At 61.4% G+C, this 14,115-nt stretch carries 11 protein-coding genes and 1 pseudogene; 6 read left to right on the top strand and 6 right to left on the bottom strand.

What is annotated here, in order from left to right:
- Positions 1–128: 128 nt before the first annotated feature.
- Positions 129–1,256 (top strand): annotated as a pseudogene (locus tag C0Z19_RS27270) (IS1182 family transposase); the annotation flags it as partial.
- A gap of 315 nt (positions 1,257–1,571) precedes the next feature.
- Here the strand turns inward: C0Z19_RS27270 and gyrB are convergent.
- The 3 genes from gyrB to dnaA form a co-directional block, all read right to left on the bottom strand.
- Positions 1,572–4,043, bottom strand: a complete 2,472-nt coding sequence (gene gyrB, locus C0Z19_RS27265; protein WP_102612947.1) for a DNA topoisomerase (ATP-hydrolyzing) subunit B — start codon at positions 4,041–4,043, stop codon at positions 1,572–1,574.
- 194 nt (positions 4,044–4,237) lie between these two features.
- Entirely contained in the window at positions 4,238–5,341 is a 1,104-nt protein-coding gene (gene dnaN, locus C0Z19_RS27260; RefSeq protein WP_102612944.1) for a DNA polymerase III subunit beta, read from the bottom strand.
- A gap of 315 nt (positions 5,342–5,656) precedes the next feature.
- Complete coding sequence (dnaA, locus tag C0Z19_RS27255) at positions 5,657–7,261, bottom strand: chromosomal replication initiator protein DnaA (protein ID WP_102612943.1); 1,605 nt, start codon at positions 7,259–7,261, stop codon at positions 5,657–5,659.
- Positions 7,262–7,677: 416 nt separating this feature from the next.
- Between dnaA and rpmH the strand changes: the two genes are divergently transcribed.
- From rpmH to yidC, 4 genes are all read left to right on the top strand, one after another.
- Positions 7,678–7,812 (top strand): 50S ribosomal protein L34, encoded by a 135-nt coding sequence (gene rpmH, locus C0Z19_RS27250; protein ID WP_006998755.1) that lies wholly within the window; start codon positions 7,678–7,680, stop codon positions 7,810–7,812.
- Positions 7,813–7,868: 56 nt separating this feature from the next.
- Positions 7,869–8,372, top strand: a complete 504-nt coding sequence (gene rnpA, locus C0Z19_RS27245; protein WP_102612942.1) for a ribonuclease P protein component — start codon at positions 7,869–7,871, stop codon at positions 8,370–8,372.
- Between the two features lie 89 nt (positions 8,373–8,461).
- A complete protein-coding gene (yidD, locus tag C0Z19_RS27240) occupies positions 8,462–8,692 on the top strand; it encodes a membrane protein insertion efficiency factor YidD (RefSeq protein ID WP_102612946.1) in 231 nt (76 codons plus the stop codon).
- Positions 8,693–8,722: 30 nt separating this feature from the next.
- Positions 8,723–10,381 carry a membrane protein insertase YidC gene (gene yidC, locus C0Z19_RS27235; RefSeq protein ID WP_102612941.1) on the top strand — a complete coding sequence of 553 codons (1,659 nt, stop codon included), beginning with the start codon at positions 8,723–8,725 and terminating at the stop codon, positions 10,379–10,381.
- Between the two features lie 132 nt (positions 10,382–10,513).
- Here yidC and C0Z19_RS27230 read toward each other — a convergent pair whose 3' ends face one another.
- Positions 10,514–10,936, bottom strand: coding sequence for a transcriptional regulator (locus tag C0Z19_RS27230; protein WP_102612945.1), 423 nt, complete (start codon positions 10,934–10,936; stop codon positions 10,514–10,516).
- A 322-nt stretch (positions 10,937–11,258) separates the two neighbouring features.
- Between C0Z19_RS27230 and mnmE the strand changes: the two genes are divergently transcribed.
- A complete protein-coding gene (gene mnmE / locus C0Z19_RS27225; protein WP_102612940.1) occupies positions 11,259–12,662 on the top strand; it encodes a tRNA uridine-5-carboxymethylaminomethyl(34) synthesis GTPase MnmE in 1,404 nt (467 codons plus the stop codon).
- Between the two features lie 145 nt (positions 12,663–12,807).
- On the opposite strand, the gene C0Z19_RS27220 is transcribed toward mnmE, so the two are convergent.
- Positions 12,808–13,593, bottom strand: coding sequence for a transporter substrate-binding domain-containing protein (locus C0Z19_RS27220; RefSeq protein ID WP_102612939.1), 786 nt, complete (start codon positions 13,591–13,593; stop codon positions 12,808–12,810).
- A gap of 105 nt (positions 13,594–13,698) precedes the next feature.
- Positions 13,699–14,115: nitrilase-related carbon-nitrogen hydrolase (locus tag C0Z19_RS27215; protein ID WP_332882223.1), on the bottom strand; the 417-nt coding region annotated here is incomplete at its 5' end.

Genomic DNA, 14,115 nt, shown 5'->3' with positions numbered 1-14,115 from the left:
CCAACGTCCTGGAGCCCGAACTCGACCAGAACTAACAAGGAAATCTACAATCAACACCGCGCAACGCCCAACCCCGCCGAATCGGTCACGTTCCCGAAATCGGCGGTCACGTTCGCCGAAATACGCAGATCGCCGACTTTCGCCGCGACAACGGCGCAGCCATTCGCAACGTATGCCGGCGTTTCGTCGAACTGTGTCGCGGACTGAAACTATTGTCCAGCGACATCGTGGCAATCGATGGCAGCAAATTCAAGGCTGTGAACAGCCGCGACAGGAACTACACGGCGGGCAAGATCGATAAGCGTCGGCAGCAGATTGAGGAAAGTATCCAGCGGTACCTCGACGCAATCGAAACGGCGGATCGGACCAACCCAACCGGTTCCGATGTGAAAGCGGTGCGTCTGTACGAGAAGATCGCGCGTTTGCGCCAGGAGATGCGCGAGCTTGCGCGGGTCAGGAAGCAGTTGCAGAAACAGCCGGAAAAACAGCTGTCGAAGACCGATTCAGACGCACGGTCCATAGCAACAAGCGGCAGAGGCTCAGGCATAGTCGGCTACAACGTTCAGGTCGCGGTGGACGCGAAGCACCACTTAATCGTTGAACACGAAGTGACCAATGTTGGGAACGATCACGGGCAACTCAGCAAGATGGCGGCGTCCGCGAAGCGCGCCATGGCCAAGCCGAAGCTGAAGGTGTTAGCCGATCGGGGCTACTTCAGCGGCCCGGAGATACGCGCATGCGAACTGAACAACATCAGCGCGTACGTTCCGAAGCCACTCACCTCCGCATCAAGGAAGAAGGGGCTCTTCACGAAAGCCGACTTTGTCTATGTCGCGCGAGACGACGTCTATCGATGCCCCGCCGGCGAGCGCGCCATTCATCGCTTCGACACCGTTGAAAATGGGATGAACCTGCGGGTGTACTGGCCCAGCGCTTGCCCACGTTGCCCTATGAAGAAGCGATGTTCGCCCAGCGACTATCGTCGTATCCGACGCTGGGAGCACGAAGACATACTTGAGGCCATGCAACGCCGACTCGATCGAAAGCCTGATGCAATGACCATCCGTCGAAGTACCATCGAGCACGTCTTCGGGACACTTAAGCACTGGATGGGTCCCGCTCACTTCCTAACTCGAACGCTTAGGCGAGTGAGCACGGAAATGAGCCTTCAAGTGCTTGCATACAACATCAAGCGGGTCATCAATATACTTGGCGTCTTGAGAGCGATGAAGAGCATGAGGTTGGCGCGAAGCTAGAGCCCGGAAGGGCTTTCTGCCGCCACAATTCTCGATTTGCGCCCGGTCGATCTACTGAAGTCGTTCGACTTCGCGGCGTAGCCAACCTTCCACCGTAAAAATGGAGTTTCCACACGGCCTCGGTCGAAAGCCGCCCAACGATCAAACAGACACCCGCTTCGCCAGCGTCACCTCGATGCCGTTCACCAAATTCAAACGCCCGGGTGTCCCGGGCGTTTGAATTCCAGCCGCGCCCAGATTTTTCCCTATCTGTGGCGGCAATTTTTCACTTACTTGGCACGGGTTCCTCTTTCCCCGTCACCCGACAAAAACCCCTCAAACATCAATATTCCCCGCCCTGAGCGCATTACTTTCAATAAACGCTCTCCGCGGTTCAACATCATCACCCATGAGCGTAGTAAAGATCCCATCGGCCGCAATGGCATCTTCGATCTGCACACGCAACAACCGGCGCACACTCGGATCCATCGTCGTTTCCCACAGCTGCCCGGGGTTCATCTCGCCGAGCCCCTTATACCGCTGCTTCGACACATTGCGCTCCGCATCGGCAATCAACCACCGCATCGCGCTCTTGAAATCCGTCACGGCCATACTGCGCTCGCCGCGCTTGATCACCGCGCTCGTGCCGATCAACCCCTTGAACGTATTCGCCGTAGTCAAAAGCTGCTGATAATCGGCCGTCAACTGGAAGTCAGCGTCGATCACCGACACCTTCACATTCCCGTGATGCCGCCGCTCCACGCGCAGCGAGCGCAGCTCCCGCACAGCGTCATACGCAGCAAACACGCTCACCTCAGGCTTGAGCGGATCATTGCGCAGCGCCGTCTGAAGCGCCTTCGCCGACTCTTCCGCCGCCGCCTCGCTCGTCAGATCGATCACCACGCCATCCATGATCGCCTCGAGCGCCTGCGCATCATAAAGCCGGCTCAACCGATCGACGACACCCTGCGCCAGCAGATACGACCGCGCCAACTCGCCCAGCGCATCGCCCGCGATCGGCGCAGCGCCTTCCGAAGTCACGAGTTCCGAACCCTGCAGCGCAAGCCGCAACATATGGGCATTGAGCTCGGCGCCATCCTTCAAATACCGCTCGTCCTTCCCAGCCTTCACCTTATAAAGCGGCGGCTGCGCGATATAGATGTAGCCGCGCTCGATCATCTCCGGCATCTGCCGATAGAAGAACGTCAGCAGCAGCGTGCGAATGTGCGCGCCGTCCACGTCCGCGTCGGTCATGATGATGATCCGGTGATACCGCAGCTTGTCGAGGTTGTAATCCTCTTTGCCGATGCCGCACCCAAGCGCCGTGATCAACGTCACGATCTGCTCCGACGACAGCAGCTTGTCGTAACGCGCCTTCTCGACGTTCAGCACCTTGCCGCGCAGCGGCAAAATCGCCTGGAACTTACGGTCGCGCCCCTGCTTCGCCGATCCACCCGCAGAATCGCCCTCGACGATATAAATCTCCGACTTCGCCGGATCCTTCTCCTGGCAATCGGCCAGCTTGCCCGGCAAGCCCACACCGTCGAGCACGCCCTTGCGTCGCGTCATCTCGCGCGCCTTGCGCGCCGCATCGCGCGCACGCGCGGCATCGACGATCTTGCCGCAAATGATCTTCGCGTCGTTCGGCGTTTCGAGCAGAAACTCTTCAAGCGCCTTGGCCACGACTTCTTCCACCGGCGCGCGCACTTCCGACGAGACGAGCTTGTCCTTCGTCTGCGAGCTGAACTTCGGCTCCGGCACCTTCACCGACAACACGCACGACAAGCCTTCACGCATGTCGTCGCCCGACGTTTCAACCTTCGCCTTCTTCGCGATCTCATGATCGGCGATGTACTTGTTCATGACGCGCGTCATCGCCGCGCGCAAGCCCGTCAAGTGCGTACCGCCGTCACGCTGCGGAATGTTGTTCGTAAAGCACAGGACGTTTTCGTTGTAGCTGTCGTTCCACTGCATCGCCACTTCCACGCCCACGTCGTCCTTCTCGCCGTTGATGTGGAAAATCGTCGGATGCAGCACCTGCTTCGTCTTGTTGATGAATTCGACAAAGCCCTTCACGCCGCCTGCAAGCGCGAAATCGTCTTCCTTGCCCGTGCGCTGGTCGGTCAGTCGAATCCGCACGCCGTTATTGAGGAACGAAAGCTCGCGGATACGCTTGGCAAGAATGTCGTAGTGATATTCGACCGAACCGAAGATCGCTTCATCGGCCATGAAATGCACTTCCGTGCCGCGATTCTCCGTTTGGCCAAGCAGTTGCATCGGCGACACGCGCTCGCCGTTCTGCTCCTCGATCACGCGGTTCTGCGGCACGCCACGGTGAAACTCCATGAAGTGCTTCTCGCCGTCGCGGCGCACGGTCAAACGCAGCCAGCTCGACAGCGCGTTCACGCACGACACGCCCACGCCGTGCAAGCCACCCGATACCTTGTAGCTGTTCTGGTCGAACTTGCCGCCCGCGTGCAGCTCGGTCATCACGATTTCAGCAGCGCTGCGCTTCGGATCGTGCTTGTCGTCGCGCTTGATGCCCGTGGGAATGCCGCGGCCGTTATCGGTGACGGAGACCGAATTGTCCGCGTGGATGATCACGTGGATGTCGTTGCAATAGCCAGCCAGCGCTTCGTCGATCGAATTGTCGAGCACTTCGAACACGAGGTGATGCAGACCGGTACCGTCCGACGTGTCGCCGATGTACATCCCAGGGCGCTTGCGCACCGCCTCCAGCCCCTCGAGGATCTGGATCGACGAGGCGCCGTAGCTGTTGTCGGGTTGGGTATTGTCCTGTGTACTCATGGATAGTTTCCGGTTCTGCATTCACTGCGGTTGTGCCGCGCGACACTTCGAATGCCGTCGAAAATACCAGGCAGCGGCTCCGGTTTTTCGGGCCCCGAACACGGGGCCGGCGACGGGCGGCGGGTTTCGCGCGCCCTTCAAGAAACACCAAAGGGGCGCTGCGCCCCTTGGTTTGGTCTTGGTATCGGCTCGTTTCAGATACGCATCGGCATGACGACGTACTTGAATTCCTCGTTCTCGGGAATCGTGATCAACGCGCTCGAGCTTGCGTCGCCGACGCTCACCTGCAACATGTCGACCTTCAGATTCGCCAGGACGTCGAGCAGGTACGTGACGTTAAAGCCCATGTCGATCACATCGCCCTGATAGGCGATTTCGAGTTCTTCCTGCGCCTCTTCCTGATCGGCGTTCGTCGACATGATCTTGAGCTGACCCGGCTCGATGACGCAGCGCACGCCCTTGAACTTGTCCGATGTCAGAATCGCCGCGCGCTGCAGCGAACGCTGCAACTCGTCGCGACCGATCACGAACGTATTCTTGTGCGCCTTCGGGATCACGCGTTGGAAGTCGGGGAACTTGCCTTCGACGAGCTTCGATACGAGTTCGACCTGGCCGAACGTGAACTTGACCTGCGTCGACGCGATATCGATGCGCAACGTATCGTCGATGTCCTCCAGCAAGCGCTGCAATTCCAGAATCGTCTTGCGCGGGATGATCACTTCCTGACGCGGGAAGTCGCCCTCGATCTTCATCGACGAGAACGCCAGCCGGTGACCGTCGGTGGCCACGGCCATCAGTTGGCCACCGTCGACGACGAGCAACATGCCGTTCAGGTAATAACGAATGTCTTGCTGCGCCATGGCGAAATAGACCATGCCCAGCAATTGGCGGAACGTCTTCTGCGGAACGGTCAGGCTCGCGCCGTAATCCTTGGCTTGCGCAACAGTGGGAAACTCGTCGGCCGCGAGCGTCTGCAGCGCGAATCGGCTCTTGCCCGACTGCACCGTCAACCGCTTGTCCGCCAGCGACAGGCTCACCTGGCCGTCAGGCATCGCACGCAGAATATCGAGCAGCTTACGCGCAGCAACCGTCGTGGCGACCGATTCGCCACCGACGCCGAAATCGGCGCGCGTCGTGATCTGCAACTCGAGGTCGGTCGACAGAAACGACACATCCGGGCCGTTCTTGGTGATCAGCAAGTTCGCGAGGATCGGCAACGTGTGGCGGCGTTCGACGATGCCGCTCACGGTTTGCAGCGGCCTTAAGAGGTTGTCTCGTTCGGTCTTGACCAGTTGCATAGGCTTCCTTCGTTGATATGACGGCAAACTGCGCCTCACCCGGCAGTTCCTGCGACAAAGGCGGCGATACCCCGTATTTCCTTGCGCGCCTTCGCCCTTCTGCCTGCGCTCTTGTCCCGCGCTTTCATCCCGCGTTGCCGCCCCCGCTTCAGACGGGTGCGCAGCACGGGGGGCTAAACCTATATTGTGCCTGAAAAATACCCGGCTCCCGCCAAATCGGGGGACGACGGAAAGCGCACGCCATTGCGCCGGGTTGCGCCCGCTCGCGCCGAGCTTGGGCACGATGGCGCATGGCGCACCGCCGCTCGCCCCGGCTCAACCCTTCAGCGTTTGTTCAAGCACGTGCAGTTCGTGGTTCAACTGGGCGTCTTTGCCGCGCTCGTCGGCAATCTTGCGCACCGCATGCAAAACCGTGGTGTGATCGCGTCCGCCGAACAGCTCGCCAATTTCTGGCAAGCTCTTTTGCGTCAGCTCCTTGGCCAGATACATGGCGATCTGACGCGGGCGCGCGATATTCGCCGGACGCTTCTTCGAATACATGTCGGCGACCTTGATGTTGTAAAAGTCGGCGACGGTCTTTTGGATGTTCTCGACCGAGATCTGGCGGTTCTGCACCGTCAGCAGGTCCTTCAGCGCTTCCTTCGTCAGTTCGATCGTGATCTCGCGCCCGTGGAATTTCGAGTAAGCGAGAATCTTGCGCAACGCGCCTTCCAGTTCGCGCACGTTCGAGCGCAGATGTTTGGCAACGAAGAACGCCACGTCTTCCGACAGGCTCACGCCTTCCGATTGCGCCTTGCGCATCAGAATCGCCACGCGCATTTCGAGTTCGGGCGGCTCGATCGCCACCGTGAGCCCCGAGTCGAAGCGCGAAATCAGCCGGTCGTCGATGCCCGAAATTTCCTTCGGATAGGTATCGCTCGTGATGATGACCTGCGCCTTGTTCGCAACGAGCGCTTCGAACGCGTAGAAGAATTCTTCCTGCGTCCGCGATTTGCCCGAGAAGAACTGAATATCGTCGATGAGCAGCAGATCGAGCGAATGGTAGTAGCGCTTGAAATCGTCGAACGCTTTGCGCTGGTACGCCTTCACCACATCCGACACGTATTGCTCGGCGTGGATATAGCGGATGCGCGCCCCGGCCTTGTCCTGCAACAGCTGGTTGCCGATCGCGTGAATCAGATGCGTCTTGCCCAGGCCCACGCCGCCGTACAGGAACAGCGGGTTGTAAGAGATGCCCGGGTTGTCAGCCACCTGAATGGCCGCGGCCCGTGCGAGCTGGTTCGCCTTACCGGTGACGAAGTTGTCGAACGTGAGCACGGGATTGAGCTTCGAGCGCTCGTACATCGATTCGGATTCCGGACTACCCGGCGCAGCGCTTTGCGACGGGCGCCAGGTGCGGCGCGCGGCGGCCGCTTCATGCGCATCGACGCTCGGCAGATCGAGATCGGCGGCGTCATCGAGGGCCGCGTTGGCGTTGACGTTGGTTTTGGCGTTGGAGCCGCTCGCACCGTTGGAACCATTCGCACCGTACATGCCGGAAGCACCATTCGCCGGCCTGGCCGCTTGGCCGCCGCCTTCGTGCGGCAACCCGGCCGCGCTCATAGCGGCCGCGGCCGATGCCGGCACCCGCGGCAACGGCACCGAAGAGGACGCGACCGGCGCGCGCATGCCCGCCTTCGGATCGAGGACGAATTGCACTTCGACGGGAGCCTGCCAAAAATCGCGGGCGAGATCGGCGATACGCCCCGAAAACTGGCTCTTGACCCAATCGAGCTTGAAGCGGTTCGGCGCGGCGATGGACAACATGTTCGCGTCGGCGTCGAAAGCGACCGGGGCCAAGGGTTTGATCCACGTCACGTACTGCTGCGGCGTCAACTCGCGCTCCAGCAGTGCGGAACAGTGTTGCCAGAATTCGTTCATCAAGGCGATATCTTTTTAAGGCACCGCTCGCTGCCGTCCTCCCCGAGCGTCGCACGGCGAAAGGCCCCGGTACGGCAAAGCGAGCGAGCCCCGCAGCCTGTCGCCGCAATGACTTGCGGCGGGCCGGCTGATACGGAGCGGCGTGCTGGTTTCTTGAAGTAAGGCGAGATTCTACCGCCAAACGCCCGAGGCCAGGAAGTTATCCACAGGGCCGGATCGAGCATGGCGTGCGCGCCGGCGCGCCGCACCGCGCGGCCTGCGCAAACGGCTTGCACCGCTAAAGTATTGACGGCCAAGAGAAAAGCGGTTTAAATAGCGGGTTCCCGCGAAAGCGAACACCCTTTTTTTGACCCCGGCCGTTGCCTAGTGTTGTCTAGTGCCGATGCGCACGCGGTCCATTCTCAAGTGAGATCGACATGAAACGTACTTATCAACCGTCCGTTACGCGCCGTAAACGCACCCATGGCTTTCGCGTGCGCATGAAGACGGCCGGCGGCCGCAAGGTCATCAACGCTCGCCGCGCCAAGGGCCGCAAGCGTCTGGCCGTCTAAATCCAAGGCGACGCGCTTTGTCGCCGGCGTCCGCGGCAACGCGGGGGTGGTGAGCACTGACTTGCAGTTGCCTATCCTCACCGGGTCCGGTTCCGTTGCGAGCGCCTGCAGCCTTCCCCAAAGCCGCGAGGCTTCTCAAAACGGATGAATTCTCATCCGTTTTTCGTTTGCGCCCGTGGCGTCGCTCGACGCATTTCGTCGTCTATGCGAAGCCGACTGGCCAAGCCGCCCGGCTAGGGCTCGTCGTCGGCAAGAAGTTCGCGCCTCGCGCGGCCACGCGCAACCTCGTGAAGCGAATCGCGCGCGAAGGTTTTCGCTTGCGCCGCAACGAGTTCGACGGTTGGGACGTGTTGCTGCGCCTGTCTGTGCGCTTCGACAAAAAGGCGCTGCCGAGCGCCACCTCGCCCGGGCTCAAGACTTTGGTCAGGACGGAAATCGAGATGTTGCTCGACAAGGTGGCCCGCGAGATTGTCCGGCGTAGCGCGCCGGTGACGGTGCCCGGGTCCGGGTCCGGCCTGGCGCCCGATGGCACGCAAACCGTGCAGGATCCGAAGGCCTGAGTGGCGCGAGGAGCATCCATGCAAAAGAGCGGCGTCCGCACCGATTTCGCACATATCACCGCTCGTCGGGAGGCCCGCCCTCCATGGCTATGCAAACGGTACTGATCGCGTTGCTTCGTTTCTATAAGGTTGCCGTCAGCCCTCTGCTCGGCAGCCGATGCCGTTTTTACCCTTCCTGTTCTGATTACGCGCGCGAGGCAATCCAGTATCATGGCGCCGCGCGCGGGAGTTACCTCGCGGTGAAGCGCTTATGCCGCTGCCATCCGTTTTCCGCGGGCGGGATCGATCTCGTTCCACCCGCACCCCCGAAAAAGCGCTGAAACGCCGCTCCATCGACTCTGAGACCACGCATGGATATCAAACGCACCATCCTATGGGCGATCTTCTTCGTGTCAGCCGTCATGCTGTTCGACAACTGGCAACGCGATCACGGACGCCCGTCGATGTTCTTCCCGAACCCGACGCAGACGCACACCCAGACGAGCACGGGAACGTCGGCAACGCCGGCTTCTGAAAGCGCCGCTACGCCGAGCGCCGCGGCCCCCGTGCCCGGCGCCGCGGCCAATCAGCCGCAGGCCGCCGCTCAGCTGGTTCACTTCAGCACCGACGTCTATGACGGCGAGATCGACACGCGCGGCGGCACGCTCGATAAGCTCGTCCTGACGAAGAACGCCGATCCGAAGGGCGCGCCGCTGAACGTCACGCTGTTCGACCGCACCGCCACGCACACCTACCTCGCCCGCACGGGCCTGATCGGCGGCGACTTCCCGAATCACAACGACGTGTTCACGCCGGTCGCCGGCCCGACCGCGCTCGCCAACGATCAAAAGACGCTGCAGCTCTCGTTCGAGTCGCCGGTCAAGGGCGGCGTCAAGGTCGTGAAGACCTACACGTTCACGCGTGGCAGCTACGTCATCGGCGTCGATACGAAGGTCGAGAACGTCGGCACGGCGCCTGTCAAGCCGAGCCTCTACATGGAGCTCGTGCGCGACAGCCAGCCCGTCGAAACGCCGCGCTTCTCGCATACGTTCATCGGTCCGGCTGTCTATACGAACGAGCATCACTTCCAGAAGGTCACGTTCAGCGACATCGATAAGAACAAGCAGGATGTCGCGACTTCAGCCAACAGCGGCTGGATCGCGATGGTCCAGCACTACTTCGCTACGGCGTGGATTCCGCAGCAAGGGGCGCAGCGCAACATCTACGTCGAGAAGATCGACCCGACGCTCTATCGCGTAGGCGTGCAGCAGCCGCTTTCGACGATTGCGCCGGGACAGTCGACGGACGTCTCCGCGCGTCTGTTCGCGGGCCCTGAAGAAGAGCGTGCTCTGGAAGGCATTGCGCCGGGCCTCGAGCTCGTCAAGGATTACGGTTACGTCACGATCATCGCCAAGCCGCTGTTCTGGCTGCTCGAAAAGATCCACGGCGTCGTGGGCAATTGGGGCTGGGCGATCGTGCTGCTGACGGTGCTGATCAAAGCCGTGTTCTTCCCGTTGTCGGCAGCCAGCTACAAGTCGATGGCGCGGATGAAGGAAATGACGCCGCGCATGCAGGCGCTGCGCGAGCGCTTCAAGAGCGATCCGCAGAAGATGAACGCGGCGCTGATGGAGCTTTACAAGACGGAGAAGGTCAACCCGTTCGGTGGCTGTCTGCCGATCGTGATTCAGATTCCGGTGTTCATTTCGCTCTACTGGGTGCTGCTCTCGTCGGTCGAAATGCGCGGCGCGCCGTGGATTCTCTGGATTCACGATCTCTCGCAGCAGGACCCGTTCTTCATCCTGCCGGTGCTGATGGCCGTCTCGATGTTCCTGCAAACGCGCCTGAACCCGACGCCGCCCGATCCCGTGCAAGCGAAGATGATGATGTTCATGCCGATCGCGTTCTCGTTCATGTTCTTCTTCTTCCCGGCCGGCCTCGTGCTCTATTACGTCGTGAACAACGTGCTCTCCATCGCGCAGCAGTACTACATCACGCGCATGATGGGCGCCGGCAAGAAAAAGGCTGCGTAACCGCGCAGGCGCGTGACCCGCGTCGCGCCCGCCTGCCCGTCGCTTCAAAACAAATTGCCCGGCAAAAGCCGGGCAATTTTTTTGTCTGTCGCACTGGCCGGTCCCGGCCCAACGCCGGAGAATCAAACCCGGCTACCGCTCACTGCTATCGCCGTAGAACTGTTCGATCAGTTCCTGCACGAGATACCGATGGTGCGCCGAAAGCGACTCGATCTTCGACGCCAGTTCGATCGTCTCGGGCGTAAGCGGATATTTCTCGTCACGCGGAAGCGGCGCCGGGGTCGCGCGCCCTGCGGAGGTGGGCGGCGGCCCGTAATGGAGCCAATGCAAATCGACGCGCAACCACTCGGCCAACGTACGCAACTTGTCGGCTGTGGGGATCGTTCGCCCCGTCAACCATTTGTGCGCCGTCTGCGGCGAGATGGGCTGATCGCCGTGATGGCGCAGGTTGAAGTGCAACGCCAGCTGCGTCCCGCCCGTGATCTTTTCAGGGCTGCGCTGCAAAGCGAATTTGAGGCGTTCGGAGAACGCCGCTTTTTCTTCGACGGTTGGCATCGCGAAATTGTGCAATTCAGCCCGTTCGAAGGAGACAACCGGGCGGGCCAGCTTTAGCTTGATCGAGCGCGAATTCGCAAATCTTCAGAAAAATCCCTATGCCAATTGAGATGGGCGTCGTGGCGGCCTACGCCCGCTGTGTGGGCGTGGGACCCTTTCCATTTCATTCGCGGACCTTCCTGCCGTCCTAAGTTTAGGCTATCTCGCTTAAGATAAATCATAACTATGGTAAGCAGGGTCGAAACGAGAAAGCTGCGCGCTGCGCGGACGCCATCGTCGGCAAGCTACAATGCCGTGGCTTTCGACCGCTTCCGTTTGACTCATGCTCGCTCTCGACTCCGATCCCATCGTCGCCATTGCCACCGCTCCGGGCCGCGGGGGCATCGGCGTTGTGCGCGTCTCGTGCGGGCGTGCGGGGGCGGTTGCGGCGCACGCGCTGATGAGCTCGCTGTGCGGCCAGACGCTCGAGCCGCGTCATGCGAGCTATGTGCCGTTCGTCGACGCGGGCGGCAACGCGCTCGACCGCGGCATCGCGCTTTACTTTCCGGCGCCGCATTCCTATACGGGCGAGCATGTCCTCGAATTGCAGGGCCACGGCGGGCCCGTCGTGCTGCAACTCGTCCTGCAACGCTGTCTCGAAGCCGGTCAACCGTTCGGGCTACGCTTGGCCGAACCGGGCGAGTTCACGCGGCGCGCGTTCCTGAACGACAAGCTCGATCTGGCACAAGCCGAAGCGGTCGCCGACTTGATCGAAGCAAGTACGGAAGCGGCAGCGCGCTCGGCGGGCCGTTCGCTCGAAGGGGCGTTTTCTCGCGATATCCACGCGCTCGTCGATGAAGTCATCGCGCTGCGCATGCTCGTCGAAGCCACGCTCGATTTTCCTGAAGAGGAGATCGATTTCCTCGAGGCTGCCGACGCGCACGGCAAGCTCGCCCACATCCGCGCGCGGCTCGATCACGTGCTGGGCGAAGCGCGCCAGGGTGCGCTGTTGCGCGAAGGGCTATCGGTCGTGCTGGCCGGGCAGCCGAATGTGGGTAAATCGTCGTTGCTGAACGCTTTGGCAGGGGCCGAACTCGCGATCGTCACGCCGATTGCCGGCACCACGCGTGACAAGGTCACCCAGACGATTCAAATCGAAGGCATCCCGCTGCATGTCATCGATACGGCCGGTTTGCGCGAGACCGAAGACGAAGTGGAGCGCATCGGCATCGCGCGGACCTGGGACGAGATCGAACGCGCCGATGTCGTGCTGCATTTGCTCGACGCACGCGCGGGGGTGACGGATGAGGACATCGTCATCGCACAGCGCTTTCCTGGCGGCGTGCCTGTCGTGCGCGTGTTGAACAAAACCGATCTGACGAATGTGGGGCCTTCGGTGAATCGCCTGACGGCCGTCGACGACGAAGTGCAGATTTGCGAGGTGAGGCTTTCGGCCAAGAAGAGCGAAGGCATCGATTTACTGCGCGCGGAACTGCTGCGCATCGCGGGCTGGCAAGCGGGCACCGAAAGCGTCTACCTTGCGCGCGAACGTCACCTGATTGCACTGCGCGCGGCGCAGTCGCACCTGTCGCTGGCCGCCGCGCATGCGCAGGAGCGGGCGCAATCGCTCGATCTGTTCGCCGAGGAGTTGCGGCTTGCGCAGGAGGAACTGAATTCCATTACCGGTGAATTCACTTCCGACGATCTGCTGGGGGTGATTTTCAGTCGGTTTTGTATCGGCAAATAAATAGCGGTGGAAAGGGCGGAGAACGCTTCCCCGCCCATACCGTCGATTACGATTGAATAGGCGCTTCGTCAGCAGAAGGCCGACGATCCGTAGTCAACCGAGAAGCTCGACAAATCATGGCCGCAAGCGGGCGCGTTCCATCGCATCACTTCGTCGAGACATCCAGATCGCCGAGGTACTTGCGCGCGAGTGACTTGACGGTGCCGTCGGCTTGCAGTTTTTCGATCGCGGCATCGAGCTGCTTGCGCAGCGCGTCGTCGCCCTTGCGCACGCCAAACGCGATGCCGCTGCCCAGAATCCTGTCATCCCTCACCGGCTGACCGACGAAGGCAAACCCCTTGCCGTTCGCTTGCGACAAGAAGCCCTTTTGCCCTGCCGGCGCAAGCACGAGCGTGGCATCCAGGCGGCCGGCAACAAGGTCGGCATAAACCTGGTTCTGATCCTGATATGAGACGACATCGACGCCGGCCGGCGCCCAATGCGCTTTCGCGAATGCCTCTTGAATCGAGCCTTGCAGCACACCGACATGTCTGCCCTTCAAGACCTCGGGCGTCGCCGCGAGACCGCTCCCCGCACGCGCGATCAGCTGCGACGGCACACGATAAATGACCGTCGTGAAGTCGATCGCCTCGCGTCGCTTCTCCGTCGCATTCATCGCCGAATTGATCGCGTCGAACTTGCGTCCTTCCAGCGCAGGAATCAGGCCGTCGAACGACGTCTCGACCCAGCTGCAGGTCAGATGCGCTTCTTTGCAAACGGCGTTGCCGACGTCGATGTCGAGCCCCTGCAAACGGCCGCTCGCATCTTTCGATTCGAACGGCGGATACTGCGCCTCGATGCCGAAGCGCAACGTCGTCGCCTCGGCAAATGCCGCGGTCGGTACCGAGGCAAGTGCACACGCCAGCGCCAGCCAGATTTTCATGCGGTTCATCGTCGATCTCCTCTAGTCGATCAGTGTCGGCGCATCAGCGCTTTCGCTTCGGTCATACGCCCAACCGGGCTACCTTCCGTCATAGCGTCCGTCCATGGCGAGCCGTCATGACGCGACGGCGCTCGATACCCGCGCGGATGTTGCGATCCGTCGATGCGTCAACGCGGGCAAGCGCTCACGCACCGCTGTCAGCGTCGAGCGCTCCAGCCGCGCGAGCGCAATGCCGGGCGCGTCGTCGCAGCGTGCGAGCACATCCCCCCACGGGCCGACGATCATGCTGTTGCCGAACGTGCGCCACCCGTTCCGATGCGTGCCGCACTGGCCGGCGGCCACCACGTACGCCTGGTTTTCGACGGCGCGCGCCCGCAGCAACAACTCCCAATGCGCGAGCCCCGTCGTATGAGTGAACGCGGCCGGCACGGCGATGAGATCCGGCGAAGGCGGGACGCGATAAAGCTCGGGAAAGCGCAGGTCGTAGCAGATCGACAGTCGCAACGCGCCGAACGGCGTCGCGGCATGACC

This window comes from Trinickia soli (genome assembly GCF_002879855.1).
GTDB classification, from domain to species: domain Bacteria; phylum Pseudomonadota; class Gammaproteobacteria; order Burkholderiales; family Burkholderiaceae; genus Trinickia; species Trinickia soli.
The sequence above is the reverse complement of the archived record's forward strand: the minus strand, read 5'-3'. Positions and strand labels throughout refer to the sequence as shown.